Raw genomic sequence first — 25152 nt, 5'->3', positions numbered from 1 at the left:
ACAAGGGTGGCCCCGAGGGGTCTTTCGCGCCCGCCCTCACCGATCCGGCGGCAGGAAGGCGGGGCGGAGGGAGTCGTCGGGTTCGTCGTAGTAGCGGTGGAAAACGGGCGTCTGGCTGCCCGAGACCGGCGGGACGATCCAGCTCCAGTCCGCCGGGCATCGCCGTCCGGCGTTCTCCTCGCGTTCGAGATGGGTCAGGAAGCGCTTCGACTCCGTGTGGTGGTCGGTCATCGTGACCCCCGCGACGTCGAAGGAGTGCTGGACGGCCAGTGTCAGTTCGACCAGCGCGCGGTCGCGCCAGAGCGTGCGCTCGGACTCGGTCGACAGGCCCATTCCGTGGGCGATCGAGGGGAGCAGGTCGTACCGGTCGACGTCCGCCAGGTTGCGCGCGCCGACCTCCGTCCCCATGTACCAGCCGTTGAACGGCGCCGCCGGGTACCGGACGCCGCCGATCTCGAGGCACATGTTGCTGATCGCGGGGACCGCGTGCCAGCGCAGGCCGAACTCGGCGAACCAGCCGAAGTCGGGATGGATCAGCGGTACTTCCAGCACGGCGTCGCCGGGAAGGTCGAACAGCTCGGGCCGGTCCCGGCCGCGCCCGATCGCCAGCGGCAGCACGTCGAACGGCCCGCGCTGGGCGGGCGGGTTCCAGCCCAGCGCGCGGACCAGTTCGGTGAAGGCGAGCGATCGCCGGTCGCCGCAGACGAAGTCGTCACGCGTCGGGTAGGCGGCGTACCGGATGAGCTGCTCGTTCCAGATCCGCGGTCCGGGGCCGGCCGCGGTGTCGGGGGCGAACACGGTGATGACCGAGCGGATCTTCCCGCCGTGCGTGGCCGCCCGCAGGTGCGTGACGCACTCGGCGGCGATGTCGGCGGCCTCGGTCACGTTCCGCCGATCCCGGACCCGCAGGCCGCGCCAGTAGAGCCGGCCGATACAGCGCGCCGAATTGCGCCAGGCGACGCGGGCACCGAACGCCAATTCTGCCGAAGTGTGGCGGTATCCGCCCGTTTCGCCGATCTCCGCCCGCGCCTCTTCGATCCTCGATCGCAGGTTCTGTTCGCGCGCGGCGGGTTCCTCGGCGTGGAACTGCCGAAGGAAGTCCTCCGCTTCCGCCGGATCGACGATCTCCTCGCGCGTGGTTTCCCTCACTCGCGACTCGAAAGTCGTCACCAGTACCTCTTGTCGTCGGGGCTGCTGCGTCAATCCGTGGCATCCTGCCACGGATTCCACGGCCGGAACTCAGTCGAATCAAGTCGATCAAACGCGCATTCCCATTCCCACTGGTCACGAAAAGATCGCCGGAAAGAGGAAAACCCGTTCGGCCTATCGTCATCGCTCAGCGCTACCTCGACTTCACCATTGATGGTGATCAAAGGACTTTCCGTCCGCGCTATTCGGTGAATTCTTGCTGCCGGGACGCCGGAATGGCTCGCCGCGAACCGCACCGTCTGGCATCCTTCGTCGATGATCAGGAGCGCGCCCGCGGGCGGACTGGAGGCTGCGGCTTTGCGGCCGTGGAACGTGCTGGCGATAGCGATCTCGGCGATTTCGCCGACGACGTCGGTGTTCCTCGTCTACGGCTCGGGCCTGGATTCGGCGGGCACGGGGGTGGTGTGGGCGTTCGTGATCGGCGCCGTGATCGCGGTGAGTATGGCGCTGTGTTACGCGGAGGTCGGCTCTGTCTTCCCGTCCGCCGGCGGCGCTTACACGATTGTGCGGCGCGCGCTGGGGCCGGTTTGGGGTGGCATGACCGCCGTGTTGTTCCTGCTGCTCGGGCTGACGTCGACAGCGTCGATCCTCACGGCGGCGTCGACCTACCTCTCCTCGCTGGTGCCCGGCGGTCTGCCGGTCGCCTGGGTGGCTCTGGGCATGATGGTGCTGGTCACCGCGCTGTCGGTCGGCCGGATCACGCCGGTCAGCTGGGTGGCCGGCGCCATGCTCGTCCTCGAACTCGCCGTCATTCTCGTGTTCACCGTGCTCGCGTTCGGCCATGTCGACCCGGCCAGCCACCCGTTCACGCAGCCGACGACGGCCAAGGGCGGCGTACTCGGCGGCGTCGGCACCGCCGGGCTGTTCGCCGCGGTCGTTCCGGCGCTGTTCGCGTTCAACGGCTACGACTGGCCGCTGTACTTCGCCGAGGAGTCTCGCGGTTCGCGGCGGACGCTGCCCCGGGCCGTGATGGCCGCGGTCGGGATCGCCGTCGTCGTGGAGGTGCTCGCGGTGATCGCGGCGACCTTCGCCATCGGTGATCTCGGGGCGACGATGGCCGACGACTCGCCGCTGTCCCTGATCGCCCACCAGGTGATGGGGCCGGTCGGCGCGACGATCCTGCTGGCCGGCGTGGTGGTGGCGATGTTCGACACGGGCCTGGCGGCCAACCTCGGTTACGCGCGGATCTACTACGCCGCCGCCAGGGACGGGCTGTTCCCCGGACCGGTCGGCCGGTTCTTCGGGCACGTGTCGGCGAAGTCGAAGGTGCCGGTCTACGGGTTCGCGTTCCTGTTCGTCGGCAACGGGCTGTTGTGCGTGTTCAGTTCGCTCGCGGACCTGATCACCTTCACCGGCGTCGTGATCGTCACCATCTACGTGCTGGTAGCGGTGTCTGCCGTGGTCAGCCGAATCCGAGATCGGGGACTCGTGCGGGCGTTCAAGATGCCGCTGTGGCCGTTGCCGCCGGTGATCGCGATCGCCGGGGTCGTCATCGCGCTCACCCAGCAGTCCGGCCGCGACCTGATCATCGCCTTCGGGCTCGCGCTGGTCGCGCTCGTCGTCTACTGGCTGCTCCGCGGCCGTCTGCCGAGCCGTCTGGACGCACCCGCCGACGTCGAGCAGTAGCGCCTATTCGGGGGCCTTGGTCGCCGGTGCGGCGAAGAGGACCTGGCCGATCGAGTCCACGTAAGGCGCCAGTGTGTCCCGGTCGGTGACGGCGAGCGCGGGGGTGCCGATCTTGTGCCGCATCAGGCTGAGGCCGATCAGCGTCGCGGCGAAGAGTTCCGCGCGGAGTTCGGGGTCGGCGCCCGGCAGCCGCGAACCGAGGTCTTCGCTGAACGTCGTGGTGAGCCGGTCGCAGATGAGCTCGCGGATCGAATCGTGGCTCGCGGCGGTGAGGAACGCGATGAACCCGTCGGGCGGACCGGAGCCGCCCCAGGTCGTGCCCGCGTCGAGCACGACGTCGAGCAGGGTCTTAGGCAGTTGCTCGAGGGGGACGTCCTTGAGTGCCTTTTGGGCTTCCCGGTGCGCGTCGGACTGCGCTGCGGCCTCCTCGAAGAGCTTTTCCTTCGAGCCGAAGTAGCGGTAGACCAGGGTTTGGTTGACGCCGGCCGTCGCGGCGACCTCCCGCGTGCTGGTGCCTTCGAACCCGCCGCGGGTGAGGTGCAGCCGAGCGGCGGTGAGCAGGTCGCTGCGTGTCGCCGCGGCGTCACGGCGACGTGGTCCGCAGGGCTCGGCGGCCGGCTGGGGGGTGACCATCGATGCCTCCCGGGCCTGTGATGTAGTCAACTGGCGACTTAGTCGGTCACTAAGACTACTCTAACCTATGTAGTCGATTGACGACTTTGCGAGGGGTTCATGATCATCATCACCGAGAAGGCCTCGGCCGTGGCGCTGACCAGCGCTTACCCTCGGTCTGGGGAAGGTCGGCGATGACGAGCGCGACAGCTCCGCTGACCACCGCCACCGAAGCGAAGACGTCGGCCGCGCCCTGGCGGCGCCGGTGGATGTCGCTCGCCGCGGTCGGGCTGGTCGTCATCGTGACAGTGTGGTTCGTCCGTCGTGAGTTCCCAGCCTGGGACGAGTTGGTCGCCGCCGTCGACCGCGTCAACCTCGGGCTGCTGGGGCTGGCCGCGGTGGCGGAGGTGCTGTCGATGTGGCTGTTCGCCCGCCAGCAGCAGTGGCTGTTCTCCGGGTTCGGCGTCGGCGCCCCGATGCGGTCGGTGCTGGCGATCACCTACAGCCGCTCGGCCATGTCGATGACCTTCCCCGCCGGCGGCATCGTGTCGGCGGCGTTCGCGGTCGACCAGTTCCGCCGGATCGGTGCCGAGCGCGCCACCGCGGTCACAGTCACGGTGCTGTCCGGTATCGCCTCGATCGCGGGGCTGTTCGTGTTGTACGGCGTCGGCGGGGGAGCGGTCGCGCTGTTCGGCGCGGTGGGTCATTCCGGGGCCGTGGTGACGACGGTGTCGTGTGTGCTGGTCGCCGGTCTGGCTGTGACGTGGGTGAAGCGCCGCGGTGGTGTGCAGTCGGTGGTCCGGCCCGTCCTCGACGTCGCCGTCGTCAGCACGCGCTGGGGGAAGATCCGCGCGGCCGTGCGGACCCAGTGGATCGAGATCCGCTCGCTCTCGGGCCGCTACTGGGCGGGTGCGATCGGGCTGGCCGCGGCCAACTGGGCGACCGACGTCGTGTGCCTGAGCCTGGTCGGGCACGCGTTCGGCCTGCACATCTCGATCGTGCAGCTCGGCGCGGTGTACCTGACCATCCAGGTCATCAGGCAGATCCCGCTGAGCCCCGGCGGTCTCGGGATCATCGAGACCAGCCTCACCGCCGGTTTGCTGGTGCTGGGCGCGGACAACGCCACCGCCGCGGCCGCCGCGCTCGGCTACCGGCTGCTGTCCTGCTGGCTGATCATCCCGATCGGCCTCGGCGCCTGGTGGCTCCTCTCGCGGCGGCAAGCTCGCGCCTGATCTCCCCTGCTACGGTGGGAAAGTCAGTGATCATCCAGGTAAGGAAGACGTCTTGCCCACTCATCGCGAAGTATCGGTCAACGGGATCACGATGCACATCGCCGAGCAGGGTGAGGGACCACTCGTCCTGCTCCTGCACGGCTGGCCCGAGAGCTGGTACTCGTGGCGCCACCAGTTTCAGCCGCTGGCCGATGCGGGCTACCACGTCGTTGCCCCGGACCAGCGCGGTTTCGGCGGCACGGACCGGCCCGAGGGGGTCGACCAGTACACGATCTTCCACCTCGTCGGTGACGTGATCGGGCTCATCGGCGCGCTCGGCGAAGAGGGGGCCGTGGTCATCGGCCACGACTGGGGCGCTCCGGTCGCCTGGAACACCGCCCTGATGCGGCCCGACATCGTGCGCGGCGTCGCCGGCCTGAGCGTCGCACCCGCTCGTCGTTCACCCGCACCGCCGTTGAGCATCGCGCGTCGCCATTTCGGCGAGGAGTTCTACCAGATCTACTTCCAGCAGCCCGGGATCGCCGAGGCCGAGTTGAGCAGGGATGTCACTACCACGTTCCGCAAGGTGCTCGCCGGGGGTGCGGGTGAGGCGCCGAAGCCGCTGCTGACCGCGCCGGGCGGCGGGTTCCTGGACCCCATACGCGAACCCGAAACGCTGCCGTCGTGGTTGACCGACGAGGACATCGCGGCGTTCGTCGCCCAGTACGAGCGCAACGGTTTCGCCGGCGGGCTCAACTGGTACCGCAACATCGACCGAAACTGGGAACTGACCACGCCCTGGCAGAACACGCAGATCACGCCGCCGTCGCTGTACATCACCGGCGACCGGGACCCGGTTCGCTCGTTCAGCTCGCCGGACACGATTCCGCGGCTGCCGGAGATCCTGCCCAACCTGACCGGGGTGCTGGACCTGCCGGGCTGTGGGCATTGGATCCAGCAGGAACGCCCGGACGAGGTCAACGCCGCCCTGCTGGAGTTCCTCAAAGGACTCTGAGACTCGACGGCGAGTTGCGATGGTTGCGGACGCCAAGCACCGCAACTCGACGGCGAGTTGCGATGGGCATTACAGAGCTGTGACAGAGCGCGCGCAGGGAGATGACCCGCGGGCCGCACTGTTGGATGCATGACTACTGAGGCCAGGCGTCGTCATCCGAAACGGTGGTTCACGCTGTTGGCGGTGCTGATCGTCCTGCCGGCCGGTGCCGGGTACGCGTACGCCAAACTGGACGCGAACATCGCGGGCCAGGACGTGGACGCCGCGCTGGGCACGGATCGGCCGGCGGGGGCGGATTCCGCGGGCGCGCCCGAGAACATCCTGCTGCTCGGCTCGGACAGCCGTGCCGGTGCCGACGCGGCCTACGGCCAGGACACCGGGAGCCGCTCGGACACCGCCATGGTGGTGCACCTGTCGGCCGATCGGCGGCGTGCCACGGTGGTCAGCATTCCCCGCGACACCATGGTGCGCATACCTTCGTGCCCGTCCGGCGGTGGCCGTCCCGCTGCGGTCGGCCTGGCGATGTACAACACCGCGTTGAACACCGGCGGGCTGGCGTGTGCGGTCAAGGCCACCGAGACGCTGACCGGGCTCCGGATGAACCACGTGATCCAGATCGATGGCCGGGTTGGCGCCGCTGCTGTCCTTCGCCCATGAACTGTCCGCTGTGGATCCGCAGAACATCGAATACCTGACAATGCCCATTCGCTCTACCCGGCCGACCACAACCGGTTGATTCCGAAGGAACCCGGCGCGACGACCTTGTGGAACCAGGTGCGCGCCGACCAGATTCCACCACCGCAGACCGTGTCGTAGCACTTCCCGCCGAATCCAGAAAGGACGGTCCCGGGGTGAACCATGCCCAGATTCAGCTCGCTCGGCCGTCGATGGCGGAAATCGACCGCCGATCCACACGCTATCCGGCGCTGGACGGTCTCCGGTGCCTCGCCGTGGTCATGGTCATCCTCTTTCACGCGGACCTGCCGTGGGCGAGCGGTGGAGCCATCGGCGTCGACGTCTTCTTCGTGTTGAGCGGCTATCTCATCACCGGGCAACTGTGGTCCCGCGCGCTCGTCCGGGGGCGTATCGAGCTCAGGTCGTTCTGGGTCGCCCGTGCTCGACGACTGTTCCCGGCACTGGTGGTCGTGGTGCTCGCCACGGCGGTCGCGATGACCGTGTCCGGGCGCGATCAGCTGCGCGAGTTCCGCGGGGACTTCCTGGCCGCGCTCGGTTACGTCTCCAACTGGTGGTACGTGCTGCACCACCGGTCCTATTTCGCGGCGACCGGTCGTCCGCCGGTTCTGCAGCACCTGTGGTCGTTGGCGGTCGAGGAGCAGTTCTACCTCGTATGGCCGCTGGTACTGGCCGGGATCCTTGCCTGGGGAACGACTTGGCGCGCCAGGAAGGCGCTGGCGATGACCGTCGCTTTCGGTTTGACGGCAGCGTCGGCGTTGTGGATGGTGGTCGGCACCGTCGCGGCGAGCGTGCCTTATGACAACGACGGTTCGCGGTGGTACTTCGGCACCGACAGTCACGCGTTCGGCCTGCTTTTGGGCGCTGGGCTCGCGTTGCTGCGCGATGGCGACCAGCTCGGGCTTCCGGCTTCTCCTGGTCGTACCCCTCGGTGGCTGGGTTTGGCGGGGTTGGCCGGTCTCGCGGTGCTGATCGCTGCGGTGCCCTGGCTGAATTCCTACCGCCCGGGCTTCTACTCCTATGGGCTGCCGGCGGTGAGTGTCACGGCGGTGGTCCTCACCGCGGCCGTGACACGCGAGACAGCGGTGGCTCGCTGGCTGTCCTGGGAGCCGCTGCGCGCGATCGGGAAGCGGTCCTACGGCCTATACCTCTGGCACTGGCCGGTCTTCCAGTTCACCCGGCCGGGCCTCGATCTCGCGCTCGACGGGCCTGCACTGCTGTTCGTCCGACTGGTCCTGGTTTTCACCCTCACGGAAATGAGTTATCAGATGATCGAGAAACCTCTTCGGCAGAACGGCTTCCGGAACACCTGGCGCACACTGCGGACGTGGCGGCTGGGGCCGGTTCCCGGCGTGGCGCTGGTCGCGTTCGTCGTCGCCGTCATTGTGGCCGCGACCTTCGTCGTGCGGGGCACCGACAGCCCCGCCGCTTCGGCTGGCTCCGCCAGTACCGGGGGTGCTGCGGGTGCGGTCAGCGGCATCGCCGCCAGCGCGTTGTCCGTTTCGGCCTACGGCGACTCCGTAATGCTGGGCGCGGTGCCCACGATGAAGCAGACCTTCGGTTCGGTGAACGCCGATGCTGTGGAGGGCGCGCAAGCCGCCAAAGTGCTCAACCAGGTCGTCGCCGACCACGACAGCGGCAACCAGGCGCCGGTCGTCGTCCTGCACGTCGGCGACAACGGCCTGATCGGCGAGTCGCGGCTGACCGCGGCACTGGACAAACTGCGGGACCGCAAGCGGGTCGTCCTGATGACGTTGTATGTCGACCGGGACTGGCAGGGCATCAACAACCAGCTCATCTCGTCGATGCCGGCCAAATACCCCAACGTCCGCGTCGCCGACTGGCATGGGTTCGCCCAAGCGCATACCGACCTGCTCTACTCGGACGGCATCCACCTCCGCCCCAGCGCTTTCCAGCCTTACACCGATCTGGTCGCCCATACCGCGACCGAGCAGTGAGCGCTGCCGGTAGGTGCTGCGAAACGTCGAGATTGCATGCGGCGCAACAGAAAGTGGTCTGGTGTTACCCCCGAATGTCGTAACTTCGAATTCGAGTGAAATCCACAGACATCCAAGACCTCTGAACCGGCATTATTGTGCTGCCCGCGCAGTGTCGCTGCGAGCCGACACACGCCTGCCGTTCATGAGGGAGTCCCGATGTCCGCTCCGCCCATGCTCGGAAGCGCGCTCGCGGACGTCGTTGTCGAGCCGAAAGGGTACCGCTCAACGGGAAAGAAACTCAGGTTTTTCGGGATTTTGACCGGATTGGTCACGATTGCCGGCGCGCTGGCGTTACCATTCGCGCCGGTCACGGTCAATGATCCGACGGTGAGCTGGCCGCAGCATTCGAGCGAACCGGTGTCCACCCTGCTTTCCCTCGAAGCGGGAAAGCCGTCCAGCCTGACGGCGGAATTCACCTGCCGTGCGGTGGCCGCCGCCGCGGCGACCGATACCCTGCGCGCGGCGCATGTCCTGTTTGCCACGACCGATCCGGACCAACCGGATCAGAGGCAGGGGCTCGCCCTCACCGCCGAGGACGGGGCGCTCGTCGCGACGCTGGGCACAACAATACTTTTTCGCGACCCGGTGCCGGCGGACTCGTGCCGCTATCGGATCTCGACCGACGCCGGTCAGCTGGTTTTCAGCAGGGACGGGCATCGGCTGGGCGAGTCCGCCCTGCCGGACGTCGACGCGTTGATCACGGCTGTCACGACGCTACCCGGTCCGGATTTGGCTGTCACTGTTGGCGTCGACGATCGTTTTTCCACCGTTCCGTCGCCCGTGAAAGTGGCGCTTATGGTCATCGTTGCGCTGAGCGCAATCACGGCCGTGACCTGTTTGGTGATCAGCGGGCGAAAACGGCGTAAACGGGCGCGCCGCCGGCCTGGTGCGGCCGATCTGCTCGTCGGCGCGGCTTTGCTGGGATGGCTGTTCCTCGCGCCGATGACCCATGACGACGGCTGGATGTACGCCATGGCGAGGAATTACGACCATGCCGGTTTCGTCGGTAATTACTACATGTACCACAACAATTCCTACGTACCGTTCACCTGGTTGCTGTGGGTTTATTCGTGGTGGGTCAAACTGGGCTCGGCGCCGGTACTGCTGCGCGTCCCGTCCCTGGTGTTCGCGCTCCTCACCTGGGCAGGTGTACGCGGCGCACTCGGCGATCTGGCCAAAGGCCGACGCCTGATAGTCCCGGCGCTCCTATTCTTGGCCTGGTGGCTGCCGTTCGACTTCGGGGCCAGGCAGGAAGCCTCGGTCGCCGCCTGTCTCACCGTCACTGTCGGCGCGCTGCTCGCCGCCCATCGTCGCCAGCGTCCGGTATACCTCGGGCTCGCCGTCGGTGCGGCGTCACTGGGCCTCATCGCGCACACCGCGGGAACGCTGGTAGTCCTTCCACTACTCCTCAGCATCCCGTCGGCTGCCCGCCTCATCCGGCGCAACTCCGAGTCGGTGTCCGAGGCCGTGGGCACGGTGCTCGGCATCCTGTCCTGCGCGGCCATCTCGGCGTTCGCCGGTTTCGCGGACGGTTCCTTCAACGACTTCCTCCGGGGAAGCGCTTCCTTCGGTGGTTCCGGCGAGGTGGTCGCGGACCCGGTGAAAGACGAACTGAGCCGCTACCGGGATCTCCTGGGCGATACCGCGCTCGGCAACTACGCGTTGCGCACACCGGTGCTGCTGCTCCTGATGGTCATCCCGGTTTTCGTCGTGGTGTGCGTGCTCGCCCGACGCCGTCGGCGCCCGTTGCCGCGCACGGTGTGGCTCACGGGGTGGACCTGTGTGCTGGGACTCGGGCTGCTGGTGGTGACCCCGTCCAAATGGACGTGGCATTTCGGGGCGTTCTCCGGGGTCGCGGCGATCTTCCTGGGCGGTTTCGCACTGGCCCTGCCTGCGCTGGTCAAGCGTCTGGCGCCCGATCGGCGGGTGGTCTTCGCGGCCGGCATGCTGCTGCTCGCCGCGACAGGCGGCTGGGTGTGGCTGGCCGGGCAGGGCCGCAACTGGTGGGCAGACACCTCGATGCCCGGCGTGCCCGGGACCGGCGAACCGCTGCTGGCCGGGCCGACACCACTGGTCGCGGTCGGGATCGCGCTCGCCGGGGGATACCTGGTCACGCGGCGGCGCGGCGGGCAGTTCGCCCCCGGGTCGGCCGCGGGCCTGCTCGTGGGCTGCTTCCTGGTCGGTGAACTCGTGTTCCTGGTGGGTGGGTTCGCCGTCGCGACCGTGCGCACCTGGGACACCTGGTCCCCGTGGGCCGATGCGGTGTCCGACCCGCTCGGCCGGAACTGCGGCGAGGGCCGGGTACTCCGCGTCGCCGACCCGGACACCGCGCGTCCGCTCGAGGTGCTGTCGGGCGCTGTCCAGACCGACGGTTTCGCCGTGGACGTGTGGTGGCCAGGCAGCCCGCCCGCAGCCGGACCTGCGACCGCGACGGTGTACGGCAACGAGTCCGGCTCGCCGGCGCGAATGACCACCCCGTGGCTGCGCCTGCCCGCGGACCTCTCTCCGCAGCACCAGTTGGTGACGACGATGAGCGGGCAGATCGGGGGCGCCAACCGGATCGACGCCGAGTTCGCGGTGTCTACTCCTGACGGCCTGAAAGTGGCTGGGAGCAAGGAGTACGCCGTTCCGGAGGACGACGTCGGCTGGCGGGACGTCGCGATCACCGACGGCGGCAACCTGCCTGCCGGCATGGTCGCCGTCAGGCTGACCGCGACCGCGACGCAGAACTGGTTCGCCTTCGCCCTGCCGACCGAGCGCGATCTCGTCCCGGTCGCCGACTTCCTGCCCCGCGACGGGCGCGCGTTGATCGACTGGCAGGTGGACTGGCTGTATCCGTGCATGGGCCAGCCGGCCATCACCAACGGGATCTCCGGTGCGGTGTCGTACACCCTCGGCTACGGTTTCGGTCCGGTCGGCAGCGAGTACGACATCCGCAACGGCGGTACCTGGGCGGCCGGGATGGGCGGCCTGCTGGGTTCGCAGGTCCGCGCGTCGACGGTCACGAGGATGTACACCGTGCTCAGCACGGATCCCGGCTATCCGCTGCGCACGGTTTACCGGCTCACCCGGCCGTACGCCGACAACGCCTACGACCTGCACCTCGGCCACCAGACCCTCGGGGGCTGGAAGACGCCTTCCTGAACCGTCGGATCGGGGGAGAAGTCGTCGTCGCGGCGGTGCGGCCAACCGGCTCATCGCAGGTGCGCGTGCCATGATCGGGCATCCGCGAATCGTCGACGCCGAACTGGGAGACGCGAGTATGGCCACCACCCGTCACACCGGGAAACCGGCGTCCGAGCTCAACAGCGGGATCCTCCCGGGCAACGTGCACGCCGACGACTGGGTGATGTTCGTGCTCGCGGTGATTTCGGTGGGCGCGCTCGGGTTCGTGGTGCTCAGCCCGCCCGCCCACGCGACCTGGCTGTGGATCTTCTACGTCGACAGTGCCGTGTGCGCGATGTTCCTCGTCGAGTTCGTGTGGCGCTGGCGCAAGCGCCACTGGGACGTGCGGTTCCTGACCCGCAACTGGTACGAGCTGTTCGCGATGATCCCGTTCACCTACCCGGCGGCGGCGTCGCACCACTTCCTGGCCGTCGTGCTGCTGCTGGTCCGCATCGGCCGCGCGGCGGACCGGGCGGTGGGGGAGCAGTTCACCTACCGGCTGGTCGACAAACTGTCCGAGCCGATCGTGAACGCGATCAAGAAACCGGTGACCGTCGCGGTGCTCGACGAGGTCGTCAAGGTACTGGAAACCGGGAACTATCCCGAGAACCTCGCCAAGTCGCTCAGTGACAACAAGGCCGAACTGCAGGCGATCATCACCGAGAAACTCACCGAAGACCCGCAGCTGAGCAAACTGCGGCGCATTCCGTTCCACGGCGAAATCGTGCACGCCGCGGTCGACACCTCGTTCCGGGTGATCCTGGAGGTACTGCTGGATCCGCGGATCGACGACTTCTTCTCGTCGGTCGTCCGGGACAACCGCGAACAGATCCGGCGAGCGGTGGAACTCGGTCTCAACGAACAGGATTCCGCGGAGAAGGAGCGTTTGCTCGCCGTGCGCACCCAGCGTTCGGCGGCGCGCGAGTTCGACCAGAACCATCGCGGCAAACCAGGCGGTTAGCGGTGTCCTGGTACCGGGTACGTCATTTACCGCGAGTCGGCGTCGTTCTGTGACCTGTCGTGAAGGCCACCTTCACGGCGTAAGGCGCACTCAACTAGGCCTTCACGACGTCTCTGCCCCTCAGCTCAGCTACGACCGCCCATTCGACCTGGTCGTTGCTGCCCTGGACAGGACCCACGGATACGACACAAGAGCAGCTATCCGGTGCGTCCAGTGGCACAGAATTGCAGCTATCCGGAATTGCACTCGTTCAGCCCATTAGGGTTTTATCCTGATACGTCCGATTTGTACCGATTTTCCGAGGGCGCTTGGTTAATAACGAACCTTCGTCGGTGGCGCCGAACCCGACAAACCGGAATCGTTCCTCGCTGCCCCACCGTGTTGTACGTCCCTCACGTAAGTCTTCTCCCCCAAGATGAACCGGAGGATTTGATGACATCCCGGAGAACCCTCACCGGTCTGACCGTGTTCGCGTCGGCCGCGCTCGCGTGCGCGCTCTGCGCTCCCGCGGCGAACGCCGCACCCTCGGCCGAGGCGTCGCTCGCGGTCGCCCAGACCGCGGCGATCACCCAGGCGACCCAGGTGGCCGACACACTCGGTGCCGCGTCCGGCGGCTACTACCTCAATGACAACGGCCAGGCCGTCGTCAACGTGCTCGACACCGCGGCCGCGCAGAAGGTCGAGGCGGCAGGCCTCACCGCGAAGGTGGTCAAACACAGCTTCGCCGCGCTCACCAATGTCAAAGACGCCTTGGACGGCGTGCGAAACGTCCCGCAGACGACGTGGGGCATCGACACCTCGACCGACCAGGTCGTGGTGACCGTGTACTCGGCGGCGACGAAGGCCACCTCGGACAAGGTCATCGCCGCTGCCCGGCAGTACGGCGATAGCGCCCGGATCGAGTACAAGACCGGCAAGCTCGAGCTGTACATCTCCGACGGTGACGCGATCCAGAACAGCTCCGCCCGGTGCTCGCTCGGCTTCAACGTGAAGCAGGGCAGCACGCCGTACCTGCTGACCGCCGGCCACTGCACCAACCTCGGCGGGACCTGGTCCGGCGGCAACGTCAGCGGCGCCCGTGTCGTCCGGAGCGACTGCCCCGGCGCCGACTCCGGTCTGCTCACGCGGCCGAACGGCACCGGCCCCGGTGCGATCAACACCGGCCAGAAGATCACCAGCGCCGCGGCCCCGGTCGTCGGCGAGCGCATTTCGAAGCAGGGCTCGACCACCGGCGGCGGCACCGGCACGGTGCGGTCGGTCGACCAGTCGGTGAACTTCGACGTCGGCGTGCTCAACCACGAGTTCGGGACCACCGCGCACACTGACCACGGTGACTCGGGCGGCCCGGCCTACGACGGTGCGAAGGGCCTCGGCACGCTGTCCGGCGGCGACACCGTGACCAGCTACTTCTACCCGTTGACCCGCGAGCTCTCGTCCTATGGCCTGACGCTCGCCTGACCTGAACGACAACTCGCCGCCGGCTTGCGATCGCAAGCCGGCGGCGAGTCGCGTTTCGGGGGTGGTTCGGGCTGATGGGGGCGCTGTGATCCAGGTCTCCTGAGGTGTCGTGCAACCCCGCGGCGGGGTCGAGGCCTGCAAGTAGGTGACAGGCGAGGTCAGCCCCAGTTCGGCGAACAGCGAGGACGATGTGCCAGAGGATCGAACTCACCGGGCCGGGTCGGGGTGGGAGGGTGAGTTCAGTGCCTACTTCGAGGCACGGGCGCCAGCCTTGCGCTCGACGGCGTTCGTCCTCTGCGGGGACTGGCATCGCGCCGAGGACATCCTGCAGAACACTTTTCTCAAGCTGTACGTGATCTGGCCGAGGCTGGCTCGGCGTGACGAGCTGGACGCGTTCGCGCGCCGCGTGATGTTCCGGCTCTTCCTCCGGGAGAACCGGCGCCTGTGGCGGTCGCGGGAGCAGGTCAGCGGTGAGCTCCCCGAACCGCGGGGATTCGGAGACTCGGATGTGGCGCAGCAGCTGACGGTCCGGGCCGCATTGGCCGGAGTTCCGCCGAAACAACGCGCTGTCCTGGTGCTGCGTTACTGGAGCGACCTCAGCGTCGAGGACTCCGCCGTCGCGCTGGGGTGTTCTCCGGGGACGGTGAAGAGCCAGGCCGCGCGCGGCCTGGTCGCCTTGCGCAAGCAGCTCGGTCCGCAGTTCGACGACTTGTTCCGCAGCGAGGAGAAGGAACACCGGACATGAACGAAGACGAGATCCGTTCCCTGCTCCTGCACGCGGCACCGCGGGAGCAGCCATCGACTGCCGCCGACTTGGCGGAGCTGCTCGGCCGTGGCCGACATAAACGAAAGATTCGCGGCTACCTGGTCATTGCTGGGAGCGCGGTGAGCACGGCCGCGGTGGCGGTGCTCATCGTCGCGCTCGCGGTGGGGCGTTCGGCCGGTGGGGCCCAGCTGGTACCGGCGGACCAGCCCGCTGCCCCACCCATGACCTCGAGCACGACCGACGTGCTGACACCGAGTCCGACGACAACGTCGCGAACCGGCACGACTCCGAACACCCCGAGCACCCCGATGTCTTCGGGCCGCAGTTCCAGCACCGTGGGGACAACGCCGACGCACCCTGCCGGGGCAACCACCACTCCGTAACCCCTAGCCCGATCCTCGCCGCGGCGATGCCGACTCGCCGGGTTCGTTCGGGCTGCCCGAAAAAGGACCGTGGATGTGACCACCACTCTCGAACGCCGGCCGCTGGCCCTCAAGGAGGCGACAGTCTGGACCCGACGGCCGTATGTGCAGGCCGTCGCCGCCTATCTGATCGTCAGGGCGTTCAGCGTCGCGTTGCTGGCTCTCTTCGCCAGTAACTACAACAAGCCCCTGCTTGACCGACTGACCGCTTGGGACGGTCAGTGGTATCTGTCCATTGCGGAACACGGCTACCGTGGCATCACCCACGGTCTGGTCGACGCCGCCGGGAACTTCGCGCCCAACACGCCGTTGGCGTTCTTCCCGGCGTATCCGACGCTCTTGCGCGGGCTCGCCTCGGGCACCGGCTTGAGTCCCGTCAACGCCGCACTGGTCGTGAGCCTGATCGCGGGAATCGTGGCGGCGTGCGGGATCCACCGGATCGGTACGCTCGTCGACGACCGGCCGCGGGTCGGCATCCTGCTCGTGACGCTGTGGGCCGGCGCTCCGATGGCCATCACGTTGTCCATGGCCTATACCGAAGCGCTGTTCGCCGCGCTTGCCGCGTGGACGCTGGTCGCAGTGCTGGAGAAGAAGTGGCTCCTCGCCGCGTTGTGCTGCGTCGGTGCGGGACTCACCCGGTCGACGGCGATCGTCCTCATCGGAATCGTCGTGTTCGCCGCGCTGATCGAAGTGTTCCGGAAACGCGCCCGCTGGCCCGAGGTGGTCTGCATTTTCCTTTCCCCACTGGGGCTACTCGGCTTTTGGCTCTACGTGGCGAATCGGACCAACAGCTGGACCGGCTGGTTCGACCTTGAGCGGCGCGGGTGGGCGACCAGGTTCGACGGCGGTAAGGAGACCCTGGAGTTCGTCAAGTCCACGCTGGTTTCCGGCTCGTCGGTAATGGAGCCGATGACCGCGTTCGTCGTACTCGGGACCGTGGTTTTGGCTGTCCTGCTGGCGAAGTCTTCGTTCACCGCGCGGGTTCCGTGGCCGTTGACCGGCTACGGGGCCGGAGTGGTCGTCCTGATCACCGGAACCGCGGGCCTGCCGTTCGCCAAAGCGCGCTTCCTCCTGCCGGCTTTCACGTTGTTACTGCCGGTCGCCGTGGGGCTGGCGGGGCGGCGGCGAAGTACCCAGATCACCGTGGCGGTGGGATTTGTCCTGCTGGGCTGCTGGTTCAGCGCCTATTCGCTGACCGGCTGGCGATACGCCATCTGAGCGGCCTGTGCGGGAGCTTCAGTCGAGGAAGGCTGGCGCCTCGGCGGTGAACTCGGTCGGGTACTGGAACAGGAAGCCGCTGGTCGTCGTCGCGTCGGTACTGGTCGCGCTCGGGGCGGTGCCGCCGCTGATCCATCCGGCCGTCGCGACGATCCGCCGTGCCCGTTGAGCCGGGGAACCGACGCCGGACAACGCTTCGCCGGTATCCTCGGTAAGTACGGTGCGCACGTGAGCGTCGGCGAATCGTGACGAATATGCCCGGCGGACTACCGATAATCACTAATTCTCACCAATGGTGACTGGTTCAGTGCCCAGCGTGTCGGATGTTGGATACCCTTGCCGCTGGAACGGCGAACACGGCCCGCGCGGGGCCGATGTTCCGACGAGAGGTGCAAATGGGTACGCGGCAGGCGCACAGGGCAACGGGTGGCTGGTGGCTGGCTTATCTGACAGCCGGGGTACTGGTGATCGTCGCGTACTACGTCTCCGTCGAGGTCAGAGCCCTGCCGGTCGTCCGGGTCGTGTTGTACTGCGCGGTCAGCGCTTCGGCGGCGCTCGCGGTTTTGGTGGGTTGCCTCTACAACCTGCCGCCCGGCCGGGCGCGGCTGCCCTGGCTGGTCCTCGGCTGCAGCCAGGTCGTCTACGCGGTCGCGGATGTCTTCTTCTACGTCTCGCACAACATCCTCGACGACAACGAGTTCCCGGCCCCCGCCGATAGCCTCTACCTGGCTCACTACCCGCTGGTCGTGGTCGGCCTGCTCCTGCTGATCCGGCGCCGGACACCCGGCCACGACCGGGCCGGGCTGCTGGACGCGGCCACGGTCGCGGTCGCCGCGACGATGCTGTCGTGGCTCTACCTGATCGAGCCCTCGGCCCAGGGCAGTTCGTCGGCGCTGGTCAAGATCTTCTCCGGGCTCTACCCGGTGATGGACCTGCTGATGTTCGCGGTGGCGTTGCGGCTCCTGCTCGGGCCCGGCCGCCGCCCCGGATCGTTCGTGCTGCTGAGCGTGAACCTGTTGGCCATTCTCACCGCGGACACCGTCTACGTGATCCAGCAGCTGGACGGCACCTACCAGACGGGCAACGCACTGGACGCGATCTGGCTTTGCGGCAACCTCGCGCTCGGGGCCGCGGCCCTGCATCCGACCGCGGGCAAGGTCGCGGAGCGGGCGTCCGAAGACGACGCGAGACTGACCCCGTTCCGCCTTTTCCTGCTGGCGGCCGCCGCGCTCATCGCGCCGGCGACGCTGTTCGTGCAGCACGCGCTCGGCTCCCTGCGCGACATCCCGGTCATCGCCGCCGCCTGCGCCATCCTGTTCATCCTCACCATCGGGCGACTCGCCGGGCTGGTCGCCGACCAGCGGCTGCTGGCCATCACCGATGTCCTCACCGGGCTGCGCACCCGCCGGTTCTTCAGCACCCAGCTGCCGATGGAGATCGCCAGGGCCCGCCGCGCGGGGACCAACGTCGCCGTGCTGATCGTCGACGTCGACCACTTCAAGTCGGTCAACGACCGCTACGGCCATCCGGCCGGTGACCGGGTGCTCGTCGAAGTCGCCCGGCGGCTGCGCGATTCGGTCCGCCACGCCGATTTCCTGGCCCGCTACGGCGGCGAGGAGTTCGCACTGGTCGTGCCGGACGCCAGTCCGCAGGAGCTGGCGAGCATCGGGGAGCGCCTGCGCACGGAGATCGCGTCCAGTCCGTTCCTGGTCTCCCCGGAGGTCTGGATCGCCGTGACCGTGTCGGTCGGGACCGCGGGCTACCCCTGGCACGGCAGCACCCCGTCGGAACTGATCACCGCCGCGGACAGGGCGCTCTACGCCGCCAAGTCCCAGGGCCGCGACCGCGTCGTCGTGGGTGATGTCTCACTGCCGGCGAAACTGGTGCTGCCCGCCGGTCGGCCCGTTCCCGAGCCGACCAGTGAGCTGCTGGCCTACCTGCAGCGGGTCGCCGACGAGGTGGACGGCTGGTTGTCCGGCAGTGAGCACGGGCGCGCCGTCGGCCGCTGGTCGGCGCTGGTGGCCGCGACCCTCGGCGAGGACGAGGCGCTGGTCCGGCGGGTCGAGCTGGCCGGGCGGCTGCACGACGTCGGCAAGGTCTGCATCCCGGAGGACATCTGGCGCAAACCCGGCGCGCTGTCGAAGCACGAACGGCAACTCGTCGAGCAGCACCCGGACTACGGCTTCCAGATGGTGCGCGTGGTGCCCGGGCTGGCGGACGTCGCCGACGCTGTTCGCCAGCACCACGAACGCGTCGACGGCCAGGGCTACCCGCTCGGCCTGGCCGGTCAGGAGATCAGCCTGGAGGCCCGGATCATCGCGGTCTGCGACTCGTGGGCCGCGATGCGCGCGGATCGGCCCTACCACGCCGCGAAACCGGCCGAGGAAGCCTGCGAGGAGCTGCTGCGAGGCAAGGGCGGTCAGTTCGACTCCGCGGTGGTCGACGTCTTCCTGGAACTGCACCGGCAGGATCGCCTGGGTGAACTGCGCAAGCTGGGACAGCAGGCCGGTGCGCTGCTGACGCCTTAGCCCTGGCCCGACTAACCGTTGTCGGTGTCAGATTCGGCGGCCGCCTGCGGTTCCCTGCTGAAACCGAGCAGGGCCGCCGAACGCGAGCCTCGACCGGCGGCCCAGGCCAGTGCGGTGTAGAGGATTCCGGCCAGCAGCCAAGCCTCGACAGCCGGCAGCCCGGCCGAAGGAATGCTCGCCTGACCGGGCAGCAGGCCGAGGCCCCACGCGCCGAACGCCACCGCGATCAGCACCGCGGCGATCCCCGGCCAGTTCGCGACGCCGGCGGTGCGCCAGGACGGGATCGTGTCCATCGGGCGGCGGGCGGGGATGAGCCGCGGCAGCACGAAGCGGTCGACGCACATCACCACCGTGACGCACGGCAAGGCGATGGACGACCAGCTGGCCACCTTGAAGAAGCCGTCCTCGACCGACGGGAACCACCAGGTGAACAGCGCGGCGATGGCGGCCATGAGCAGGCAGGTGTACCAGCGGCGCCAGCCGCGAACCCCACCGAGCGCGTTCTGCCCGGCGTTGACCATCTCGTAGTAGTTGCCGTCGTTGATGGCGATCTGCAGCACCGTGGCGACCACCGCGCCGAGCGCCAGCACCCCGAACAGGGAGTATTCGACGGTGTAGCGGAAGGCCGGGCCGAAGTCGAACTGGCCTGCCTTGGACAGCTGGGCCATCATCCAGCCGCCGGCCACGAACAGCACCAGGCCGACGGCGAAGGCCACCAGCATCGGCAGAGCCGGCCAGAACAGTTTCGGCTTGCCGTACCGCCAGGTGTCCGGCTCGTTGCCCCACATCACCGAGCCGATCGCGACCCCGATCCCGGACAGGAACGGCAGGGTGTCGCCGCCGGTGCCGGAGGACAGCACCGACGCCGGGATCTCGGCGAAGCCCTTGATCACCAGGTAGAGCATCCAGAGGATCATCAGCGGCGCGACCAGGTACCGCGCGAACGCGGCGATTCCGGTGAAGCCGAACAGGTTGTTGGTGATGCCGACCACCGCGAGCACCACGCTGATCACCACGATGTGGCCCCAGCCGAACAGCCCGTCGTAGAGGGTCGCCAGCAGGTTGAACGCGAACGCCGTCCACCCGGCGGCGATGCCGATGAGCAGCACCGTGACCAGCGCCGACCCGACCCGGCCCAGGATCGACCTGGTCAGCAGCGCGTGCGTCTGACCGGTGGTGGACCCCAGATAGGCCGCGGGCAGCGCGTAGATGAGGTAGGCGATCGCGCCGATCGCGCCCGCCCCGACGGCTTTCACCAGCGAATAGCCGGCGTCGTGATACTGGAAGCCGAGGAAAAGATAGGTGAAACCGGCGGCGAGGGTGATCCACAGCGACAGGAAATGGTAGCGGGAACGCCGTTCCGCCAAAGGAACCACACCGGTACGACTAGTGGAGTAATCGTGTTCGGTGCCCCGTTCCAACGCGGCCGCGGAATCGGTGGATCGCCCGGTGGTCTTCACGTTTTTCTCGCTTCGCTCGCGGTTTCTCGGGCAGCGTGGGGAAAGTCCCGCGTAACCTTACAGTCTTACCCGGCGCGCGGCGGAATTATCCATTTACTGCCAACGCGACGCTGCGTTTCTTGAGTGTCCGGTGTGGCCTGTGTTACTTTCCCGAGCGTTAGGGGCCGGGGAGCGCCGGTGCCACGGTGACGGCGACCTGCTGGGCCAAGTCGCAGTAATGGCCGGCGCCCTTTGTGCCGGTGACGTCGACCACGACGATCTCGTCGGCCGCGGTCGCGGTGGTCGCGTCGGCCATACCACACAGGTCGTGGGATACGGGCTTCTTGTTGAGCTGGGCACTGATCACCACGCGGTGGTGGTCGGCGAGCAGCAGGATCTGCCGGTCGCAGTGCCCGCGACTTTCGGGAATCCGCACGATGCTCACCGTTGGCGTGTTCTCGATCGTCCCGTCCGGAATGGTATTGGGCGGCGCTTCGTTTTCCAGCACCACGGTAATATTGACTTCGCCGCCGTCGGATTTCACGATGTCGTCGCACTGGTTGAAGTTGTCGTTGTCGCTCACCAGGTTGGGGTCGCCGAACTTGCCGAGCGCAGTGGTGTCGATGAGGGAGCACGGGTCCGCCGTGGCGATGGTTCCGAAGGAGGGGACAGGCGGCGCGGCACGGGTTGCCGGAGTCTCGCCGGAAAACAGGACCCAGGCGACAACGGCCACCACGACGACGAGTGCGCCGACCCCGAGCGGCGGCCTTCCTTGCGGTGGGCCGCTTCGCGGGATCGACCTGCAGCAACGCGGCGAGCACCGGAGTCAGGTGCTCGCCGCGTTGAGAGGTCGCGATCTTCCCGTCCGCCGCGCGCCGGATGAGCACCAGCACGTTGTCGGCTTTGTCGCCGATCGGTGAGACCCCCTCGATCGCGGCGAACAGGGTGGATCCCAGCGAGAAGATGTCGGACGCCGCTGTCGGCGACCCGCCCCGGGCCACCTCGGGCGCGACGTAGCCCGGCGTTCCGCTGAGCAAGGCCGTCCCGGCGCTGGTGATCGTCTCGTCGGCACTGATGACCCGGGAGATGCCGAAATCGCCCAGCTTGACGGTGTCGTTCCCGGTCACGAAGACGTTGGCGGGTTTGATGTCGCGGTGCACGATGCCGGTGGCGTGCACGGCCTGCAGCGCGTCGGCGAGCTGTACGCCCATCTTTGCCACCCGTTCGGATGCCAACTGGCCCTGTTCGGCCAAGCTCCGCGCCGCGACGTACTCCATCACCAGCCAGCACTCCGGGCCGTCGTCGACGACGTCGTGCAGCGTGACGACGTTGGGATGGTTCAGCATGGCCAGGAGCCGGGCCTCCTGCCGGAGCCTGCCGATCAGCTCCGCCTGCCGCTCGGCGTCGCCTGGCAGGGTCCGCTTCAGCGCGACGACCCGGCCCAGCTGGACGTCGGTGGCCCGCCACACGACCCCGCCGCCGCCCGAACCCAGCTGTTCCTCCAGCCGGTACCGCCCGCTGACCACCTGGCCGACCTGCACTCGCCACTCCGCCCGTGGATTCAGGGCAGCTCGCCCCCTCAGCAATGCGTGACCACCTTAAGCCATCGGCGTGGACAGTCGCGCCTTCTCGACGCGGATGACCGCTTGTCACTGCCTGCGATGCTGTAGGTGTGAGCGACCTGGACTTCTTCGTCGAGCTGATGATCACCGGCTGCCCTGGCTCGCCCGCAAATCCCGGAAGAAGCAGGTCGGGGTGCCGTTGGTGGAACGCTACGGCAGGTCCCGGCCTTCGTTGGACGTCGACGAGCTCCGCGCGGCGACGGAAGCTCGCGGATTCCCGCTGGAGGAGCGTCACGCTTGGGGCGACGGCATTGCCGAGTACTGGGAGCCCACGTCCAGGATGGGACTCATCGCGGTGTCGGACCCGGAAGAGGCCGGGCAGGGGGCAACAGCAGGCGCCGTACTCAAGATGCTCAGCGCCGGCACGGACTCGTCGGCCTGGGAGCGGTTCAGAGAACGCGAAGACTCGTTCGAGGGCTATGTTTCCCACTTGCTCGCGCTGACCGAAGCGCGGCGGATCGCGTGGCTGGACGAACACAACCTGATGCAGGCCGCGAGCGGACCCACTGGTGGACCTATCTACGGCAGTTGGTCGGACGCCGCCGGGCTCAGTGCCGGCCGGGCACTCGGCCCGGCCGACATTCGGCTGTCCCGCACGCTGCGAAACCAGATCCACGAGGTCGGACCCGCCCTGCCCCACTTGAAGTCAGCTGCGGTGGCCGACGAACTGCGGGCCTGGATCGAGCTCAAGCCCCAGCTCCTGCGACTGCCTGTCTCACACTGACGGTGTTGCTTCCACGCGGTCGAAAGTGACTCGGTAGCGGTACTTCGTGGCGTAGTCCGGCGGGTCGGTCACGGCGTCGACGACGATGAACGTGCGGCCGGAGCCGTCGACCTCGACGTCACTGGTCTGGATGTGCACGGCTTGCCTGCCGATCGGGCCGATGAAGTCATGGTCGGCGAACGCGGCCGCCAGCACGGATTCCGGATTCAGCGGCGACTTTTCCTCGGGTGCCATGCGAGCAGCGTACTGGCCTGGCTCAACCGGCTCGCTGAAGCCGGTTCGGAGTTGACCGCATAGGTGTATCTCACCACGCAAGTCAGGGATTGGTAGCTATATCCCCAGAACTTGTTCCCAGGACCCGGCCGACGTTGGGTACGACAGTGCGCTGGTCCGGGTGGTCCGAGGGTGTTACGCGGCATCGGGCGTAACGCAGGGAGACCCGCAACCTCTCTGTGGTCCATGTCACATGACTGCGCGGCGAGGCCAAACGCGACAAGCTCTCCTGTTGGTCACTTGATCTCGGAAATTCAGACAGGGTGGTGAATTACCTACTTTCGAATGGTGTGTTCATCCGCATGGGCAAGTCATCCTTCATGGAGATCACTCCAGGTGATCAAAATCCTGCGGAGGTAAGTCAGTGTCACTCAAACGAGGAATTCCGGGCGTCGTGATCGCCGGGGCGACAGCGGTCTTGCTGGCGTCCACGGCGATGGCCACGGCCGCACCGGCCACGGCGGCCGAGTCGTCCATGCAGCAACTGGGCGCCAAGGCGATGCCGTTCGGCAGTGTGGTGCGGTTCCAGCAGGAGTTCTCCGGCGTGCCGGTGTTCGGTGGCCAGCTCGTACAGACGCTGAACAGCGTGGGCAAGGTTGTCGCTACGCACGGCAAGACCACGAAGAAGACCGCTGGGCAGTTCCCCGCCAGCGACGCCGGCGCGACGGCGACAGCCATCGCTGACGTCGTCAAGCGCAGTGGCCTGCCGGCGACCACCCTAACCGCTGAAGCCGCGAAGCCGTTCTGGTTCGACGCCACGCTCGGTGGTGCGCGCGGGGACTCCGTCGCGGTCCCGACCTACCAGGTGACCGTGCACGGCAAGAACCTCGACGACAAGTGGACCGAGGTCGTCAAAGCGGGCACCCAGGAGGTGCTGGCTTCGTGGTCCGAGGTGCACGAGGCGGTCAACCGCGACGTCTGCGACGCCAACCACACCGTGGTCGACGACAACAGCAACACCGCGGTCCGCTGCGGCACCGCGTTCGACGTGACCCGGGCCGAGGGCGGCGCCGAATCCAGCGTCACCGACGTCAACAACGTCTACAACTTCTTCGGCGAAGCGTCCGACTTCTACTCGAAGTTCGTGGGCACCGACTTGACCGGCCTCATCGGTGCGGACTACGGCGACGGTACTGGGAAAGCTCTGCGCGGCACCGTGCGGATCTGCACCGCGAACGAATGCCCGTTCGCGAACGCGTTCTGGGACGGTGAGCAGATGGCCTTCGGCGAGGGCGTCACCACCGACGACATCACCGGCCACGAGCTGACCCACGGCGTCACCCAGCACACCTCCGGGCTTCAGGGCGGTCAGGCGGACTCGATCAACGAGGGCCTCTCCGACGTGTTCGGGAAGTTCATCGGCATCACCTCGAATGACCCGAACGACACCGGCACCAACCGCTGGCTGCTCGGCGCGGGCTCCTCGCTCGGCGCGATCCGGAACATGAAGGACCCCCGCTCGTCGCTGAAGGCGCAGCCCGACATGGTCAACGGCCCGGGCTGGGACACCAACAACCCCGACGTGCACATCAACGACGGCGTGGTGAACAAGACCGACTACCTGATCACCGACGGGGACACCTTCAACGGGCAGACGGTCAAGGGGATCGGACTCGACAAGGCTGTCCAGGTCTGGTGGGGCGTCGAGAACACCCTGACGCCGAGCGCGACGTTCAAGGACGTGGGCGAGGCTCTCAACTCCTCGTGCACCACGCTGGCTCAGGCGGGCACCGGGGGCATCACCGCCGACGACTGCACCCAGGTCGCCGGCGCTGTCACCGCCACCCAGCTTGAGCAGGACCCGAAGTAGGGTTGCTGGTCGCCGACGTTCACGGGCCCCTCGGGGCCACCTTGAATGCGTTGGACGCTCTCGGTAGGGCAGAGACGTCGTCATGGCCTAGTTGAGTACGCCTTACGCCGTGAAGGTGGCCTCCACGACACGTCACAACGCCACACCAGCCCCGCCAGTCCCGACATGACGCGACAGGCCCTCGGACCCCCTTGCGCGTTCACCAGCTCGCCCCGGTCCTTGCTGCAGTAAAGCCGATCCCGCCACCTCAACCGACCAACCACCAGACACCCCTAAGGCCTTGCCGATAATTAAAGCGTTGGTTTGTTGGGGTCTTCCGGTGTGATGCCCGAAGCGGTCAGGTAGTCGTGGAACTGGGCCAGTGTGGTGAGTGGAGTGCCTGGCTCGGTGACGTGTCCGA

The 25152-nt window shown here is 67.6% G+C and carries 20 protein-coding genes and 1 pseudogene; 13 read left to right on the top strand and 8 right to left on the bottom strand.

The window, feature by feature from the left end:
- Nucleotides 1–36: 36 nt before the first annotated feature.
- The gene (locus JWQ81_RS18270; protein ID WP_297543051.1) at nucleotides 37–1170 is read right to left on the bottom strand and encodes a nitric oxide synthase oxygenase; all 1134 of its coding nucleotides are present in this window, start codon (nucleotides 1168–1170) and stop codon (nucleotides 37–39) included.
- A 294-nt stretch (nucleotides 1171–1464) separates the two neighbouring features.
- Between JWQ81_RS18270 and JWQ81_RS18265 the strand changes: the two genes are divergently transcribed.
- Nucleotides 1465–2835: an APC family permease gene (locus JWQ81_RS18265; RefSeq protein ID WP_297543049.1), complete on the top strand. Its 1371-nt coding sequence runs from the start codon at nucleotides 1465–1467 to the stop codon at nucleotides 2833–2835.
- 3 nt (nucleotides 2836–2838) lie between these two features.
- On the opposite strand, the gene JWQ81_RS18260 is transcribed toward JWQ81_RS18265, so the two are convergent.
- Nucleotides 2839–3468, bottom strand: a complete 630-nt coding sequence (locus JWQ81_RS18260; protein ID WP_297543047.1) for a TetR/AcrR family transcriptional regulator — start codon at nucleotides 3466–3468, stop codon at nucleotides 2839–2841.
- A 173-nt stretch (nucleotides 3469–3641) separates the two neighbouring features.
- Here JWQ81_RS18260 and JWQ81_RS18255 point away from each other — a divergent pair, with 173 nt between their 5' ends.
- The 8 genes from JWQ81_RS18255 to JWQ81_RS18220 all read left to right on the top strand — a co-directional run bounded on the left by JWQ81_RS18255 (nucleotide 3642) and on the right by JWQ81_RS18220 (nucleotide 14695).
- A complete protein-coding gene (locus tag JWQ81_RS18255; protein ID WP_297543045.1) occupies nucleotides 3642–4679 on the top strand; it encodes a lysylphosphatidylglycerol synthase transmembrane domain-containing protein in 1038 nt (345 codons plus the stop codon).
- A gap of 52 nt (nucleotides 4680–4731) precedes the next feature.
- On the top strand, nucleotides 4732–5673 hold the full coding sequence (locus JWQ81_RS18250; RefSeq protein WP_297543043.1) for an alpha/beta hydrolase: 942 nt from the start codon (nucleotides 4732–4734) through the stop codon (nucleotides 5671–5673).
- Between the two features lie 129 nt (nucleotides 5674–5802).
- Entirely contained in the window at nucleotides 5803–6330 is a 528-nt protein-coding gene (locus JWQ81_RS18245; RefSeq protein ID WP_297543041.1) for an LCP family protein, read from the top strand.
- A 194-nt stretch (nucleotides 6331–6524) separates the two neighbouring features.
- The gene (locus tag JWQ81_RS18240; RefSeq protein ID WP_297543039.1) at nucleotides 6525–8324 is read left to right on the top strand and encodes an acyltransferase family protein; all 1800 of its coding nucleotides are present in this window, start codon (nucleotides 6525–6527) and stop codon (nucleotides 8322–8324) included.
- A 198-nt stretch (nucleotides 8325–8522) separates the two neighbouring features.
- Nucleotides 8523–11510 carry an arabinosyltransferase domain-containing protein gene (locus JWQ81_RS18235; RefSeq protein ID WP_297543037.1) on the top strand — a complete coding sequence of 996 codons (2988 nt, stop codon included), beginning with the start codon at nucleotides 8523–8525 and terminating at the stop codon, nucleotides 11508–11510.
- Nucleotides 11511–11628: 118 nt separating this feature from the next.
- Nucleotides 11629–12492 (top strand): ion transporter, encoded by an 864-nt coding sequence (locus tag JWQ81_RS18230; protein ID WP_297543167.1) that lies wholly within the window; start codon nucleotides 11629–11631, stop codon nucleotides 12490–12492.
- 432 nt (nucleotides 12493–12924) lie between these two features.
- Nucleotides 12925–13950, top strand: coding sequence for a S1 family peptidase (locus tag JWQ81_RS18225; protein ID WP_297543035.1), 1026 nt, complete (start codon nucleotides 12925–12927; stop codon nucleotides 13948–13950).
- 190 nt (nucleotides 13951–14140) lie between these two features.
- Nucleotides 14141–14695: a SigE family RNA polymerase sigma factor gene (locus JWQ81_RS18220; RefSeq protein ID WP_297543033.1), complete on the top strand. Its 555-nt coding sequence runs from the start codon at nucleotides 14141–14143 to the stop codon at nucleotides 14693–14695.
- Between the two features lie 115 nt (nucleotides 14696–14810).
- Here JWQ81_RS18220 and JWQ81_RS18215 read toward each other — a convergent pair whose 3' ends face one another.
- On the bottom strand, nucleotides 14811–15092 hold the full coding sequence (locus JWQ81_RS18215) for a hypothetical protein (protein ID WP_297543031.1): 282 nt from the start codon (nucleotides 15090–15092) through the stop codon (nucleotides 14811–14813).
- Between the two features lie 82 nt (nucleotides 15093–15174).
- Between JWQ81_RS18215 and JWQ81_RS18210 the strand changes: the two genes are divergently transcribed.
- Nucleotides 15175–16356 carry a mannosyltransferase family protein gene (locus JWQ81_RS18210; protein WP_297543029.1) on the top strand — a complete coding sequence of 394 codons (1182 nt, stop codon included), beginning with the start codon at nucleotides 15175–15177 and terminating at the stop codon, nucleotides 16354–16356.
- Nucleotides 16357–16374: 18 nt separating this feature from the next.
- On the opposite strand, the gene JWQ81_RS18205 is transcribed toward JWQ81_RS18210, so the two are convergent.
- Entirely contained in the window at nucleotides 16375–16584 is a 210-nt protein-coding gene (locus JWQ81_RS18205) for a hypothetical protein (protein ID WP_297543026.1), read from the bottom strand.
- 167 nt (nucleotides 16585–16751) lie between these two features.
- Here JWQ81_RS18205 and JWQ81_RS18200 point away from each other — a divergent pair, with 167 nt between their 5' ends.
- Nucleotides 16752–18884 (top strand): diguanylate cyclase, encoded by a 2133-nt coding sequence (locus tag JWQ81_RS18200; RefSeq protein ID WP_297543024.1) that lies wholly within the window; start codon nucleotides 16752–16754, stop codon nucleotides 18882–18884.
- Between the two features lie 11 nt (nucleotides 18885–18895).
- Here JWQ81_RS18200 and JWQ81_RS18195 read toward each other — a convergent pair whose 3' ends face one another.
- From JWQ81_RS18195 to JWQ81_RS45000, 3 genes and pseudogenes are all read right to left on the bottom strand, one after another.
- Nucleotides 18896–20344 (bottom strand): hypothetical protein, encoded by a 1449-nt coding sequence (locus JWQ81_RS18195; protein WP_297543022.1) that lies wholly within the window; start codon nucleotides 20342–20344, stop codon nucleotides 18896–18898.
- A 157-nt stretch (nucleotides 20345–20501) separates the two neighbouring features.
- Nucleotides 20502–21056, bottom strand: coding sequence for a hypothetical protein (locus JWQ81_RS18190; protein WP_297543020.1), 555 nt, complete (start codon nucleotides 21054–21056; stop codon nucleotides 20502–20504).
- 91 nt (nucleotides 21057–21147) lie between these two features.
- Nucleotides 21148–21792 (bottom strand): annotated as a pseudogene (locus JWQ81_RS45000) (serine/threonine-protein kinase); the annotation flags it as partial.
- 286 nt (nucleotides 21793–22078) lie between these two features.
- Between JWQ81_RS45000 and JWQ81_RS18175 the strand changes: the two are divergent.
- On the top strand, nucleotides 22079–22669 hold the full coding sequence (locus JWQ81_RS18175; RefSeq protein ID WP_297543014.1) for a hypothetical protein: 591 nt from the start codon (nucleotides 22079–22081) through the stop codon (nucleotides 22667–22669).
- Here JWQ81_RS18175 and JWQ81_RS18170 read toward each other — a convergent pair.
- On the bottom strand, nucleotides 22661–22903 hold the full coding sequence (locus tag JWQ81_RS18170; protein ID WP_297543012.1) for a hypothetical protein: 243 nt from the start codon (nucleotides 22901–22903) through the stop codon (nucleotides 22661–22663). The genes JWQ81_RS18175 and JWQ81_RS18170 overlap by 9 nt on opposite strands.
- Before the next feature lie 403 nt (nucleotides 22904–23306).
- Here JWQ81_RS18170 and JWQ81_RS18165 point away from each other — a divergent pair, with 403 nt between their 5' ends.
- Nucleotides 23307–24752 carry a M4 family metallopeptidase gene (locus tag JWQ81_RS18165; protein WP_297543010.1) on the top strand — a complete coding sequence of 482 codons (1446 nt, stop codon included), beginning with the start codon at nucleotides 23307–23309 and terminating at the stop codon, nucleotides 24750–24752.
- Nucleotides 24753–25152 lie beyond the last annotated feature (400 nt).

The organism is Amycolatopsis sp., assembly GCF_025464955.1.
Taxonomy (GTDB): Bacteria; Actinomycetota; Actinomycetes; order Mycobacteriales; family Pseudonocardiaceae; genus Amycolatopsis.
Note: the sequence above shows the minus strand (reverse complement) of the source record. Positions and strands in the feature narration are given on the sequence as shown.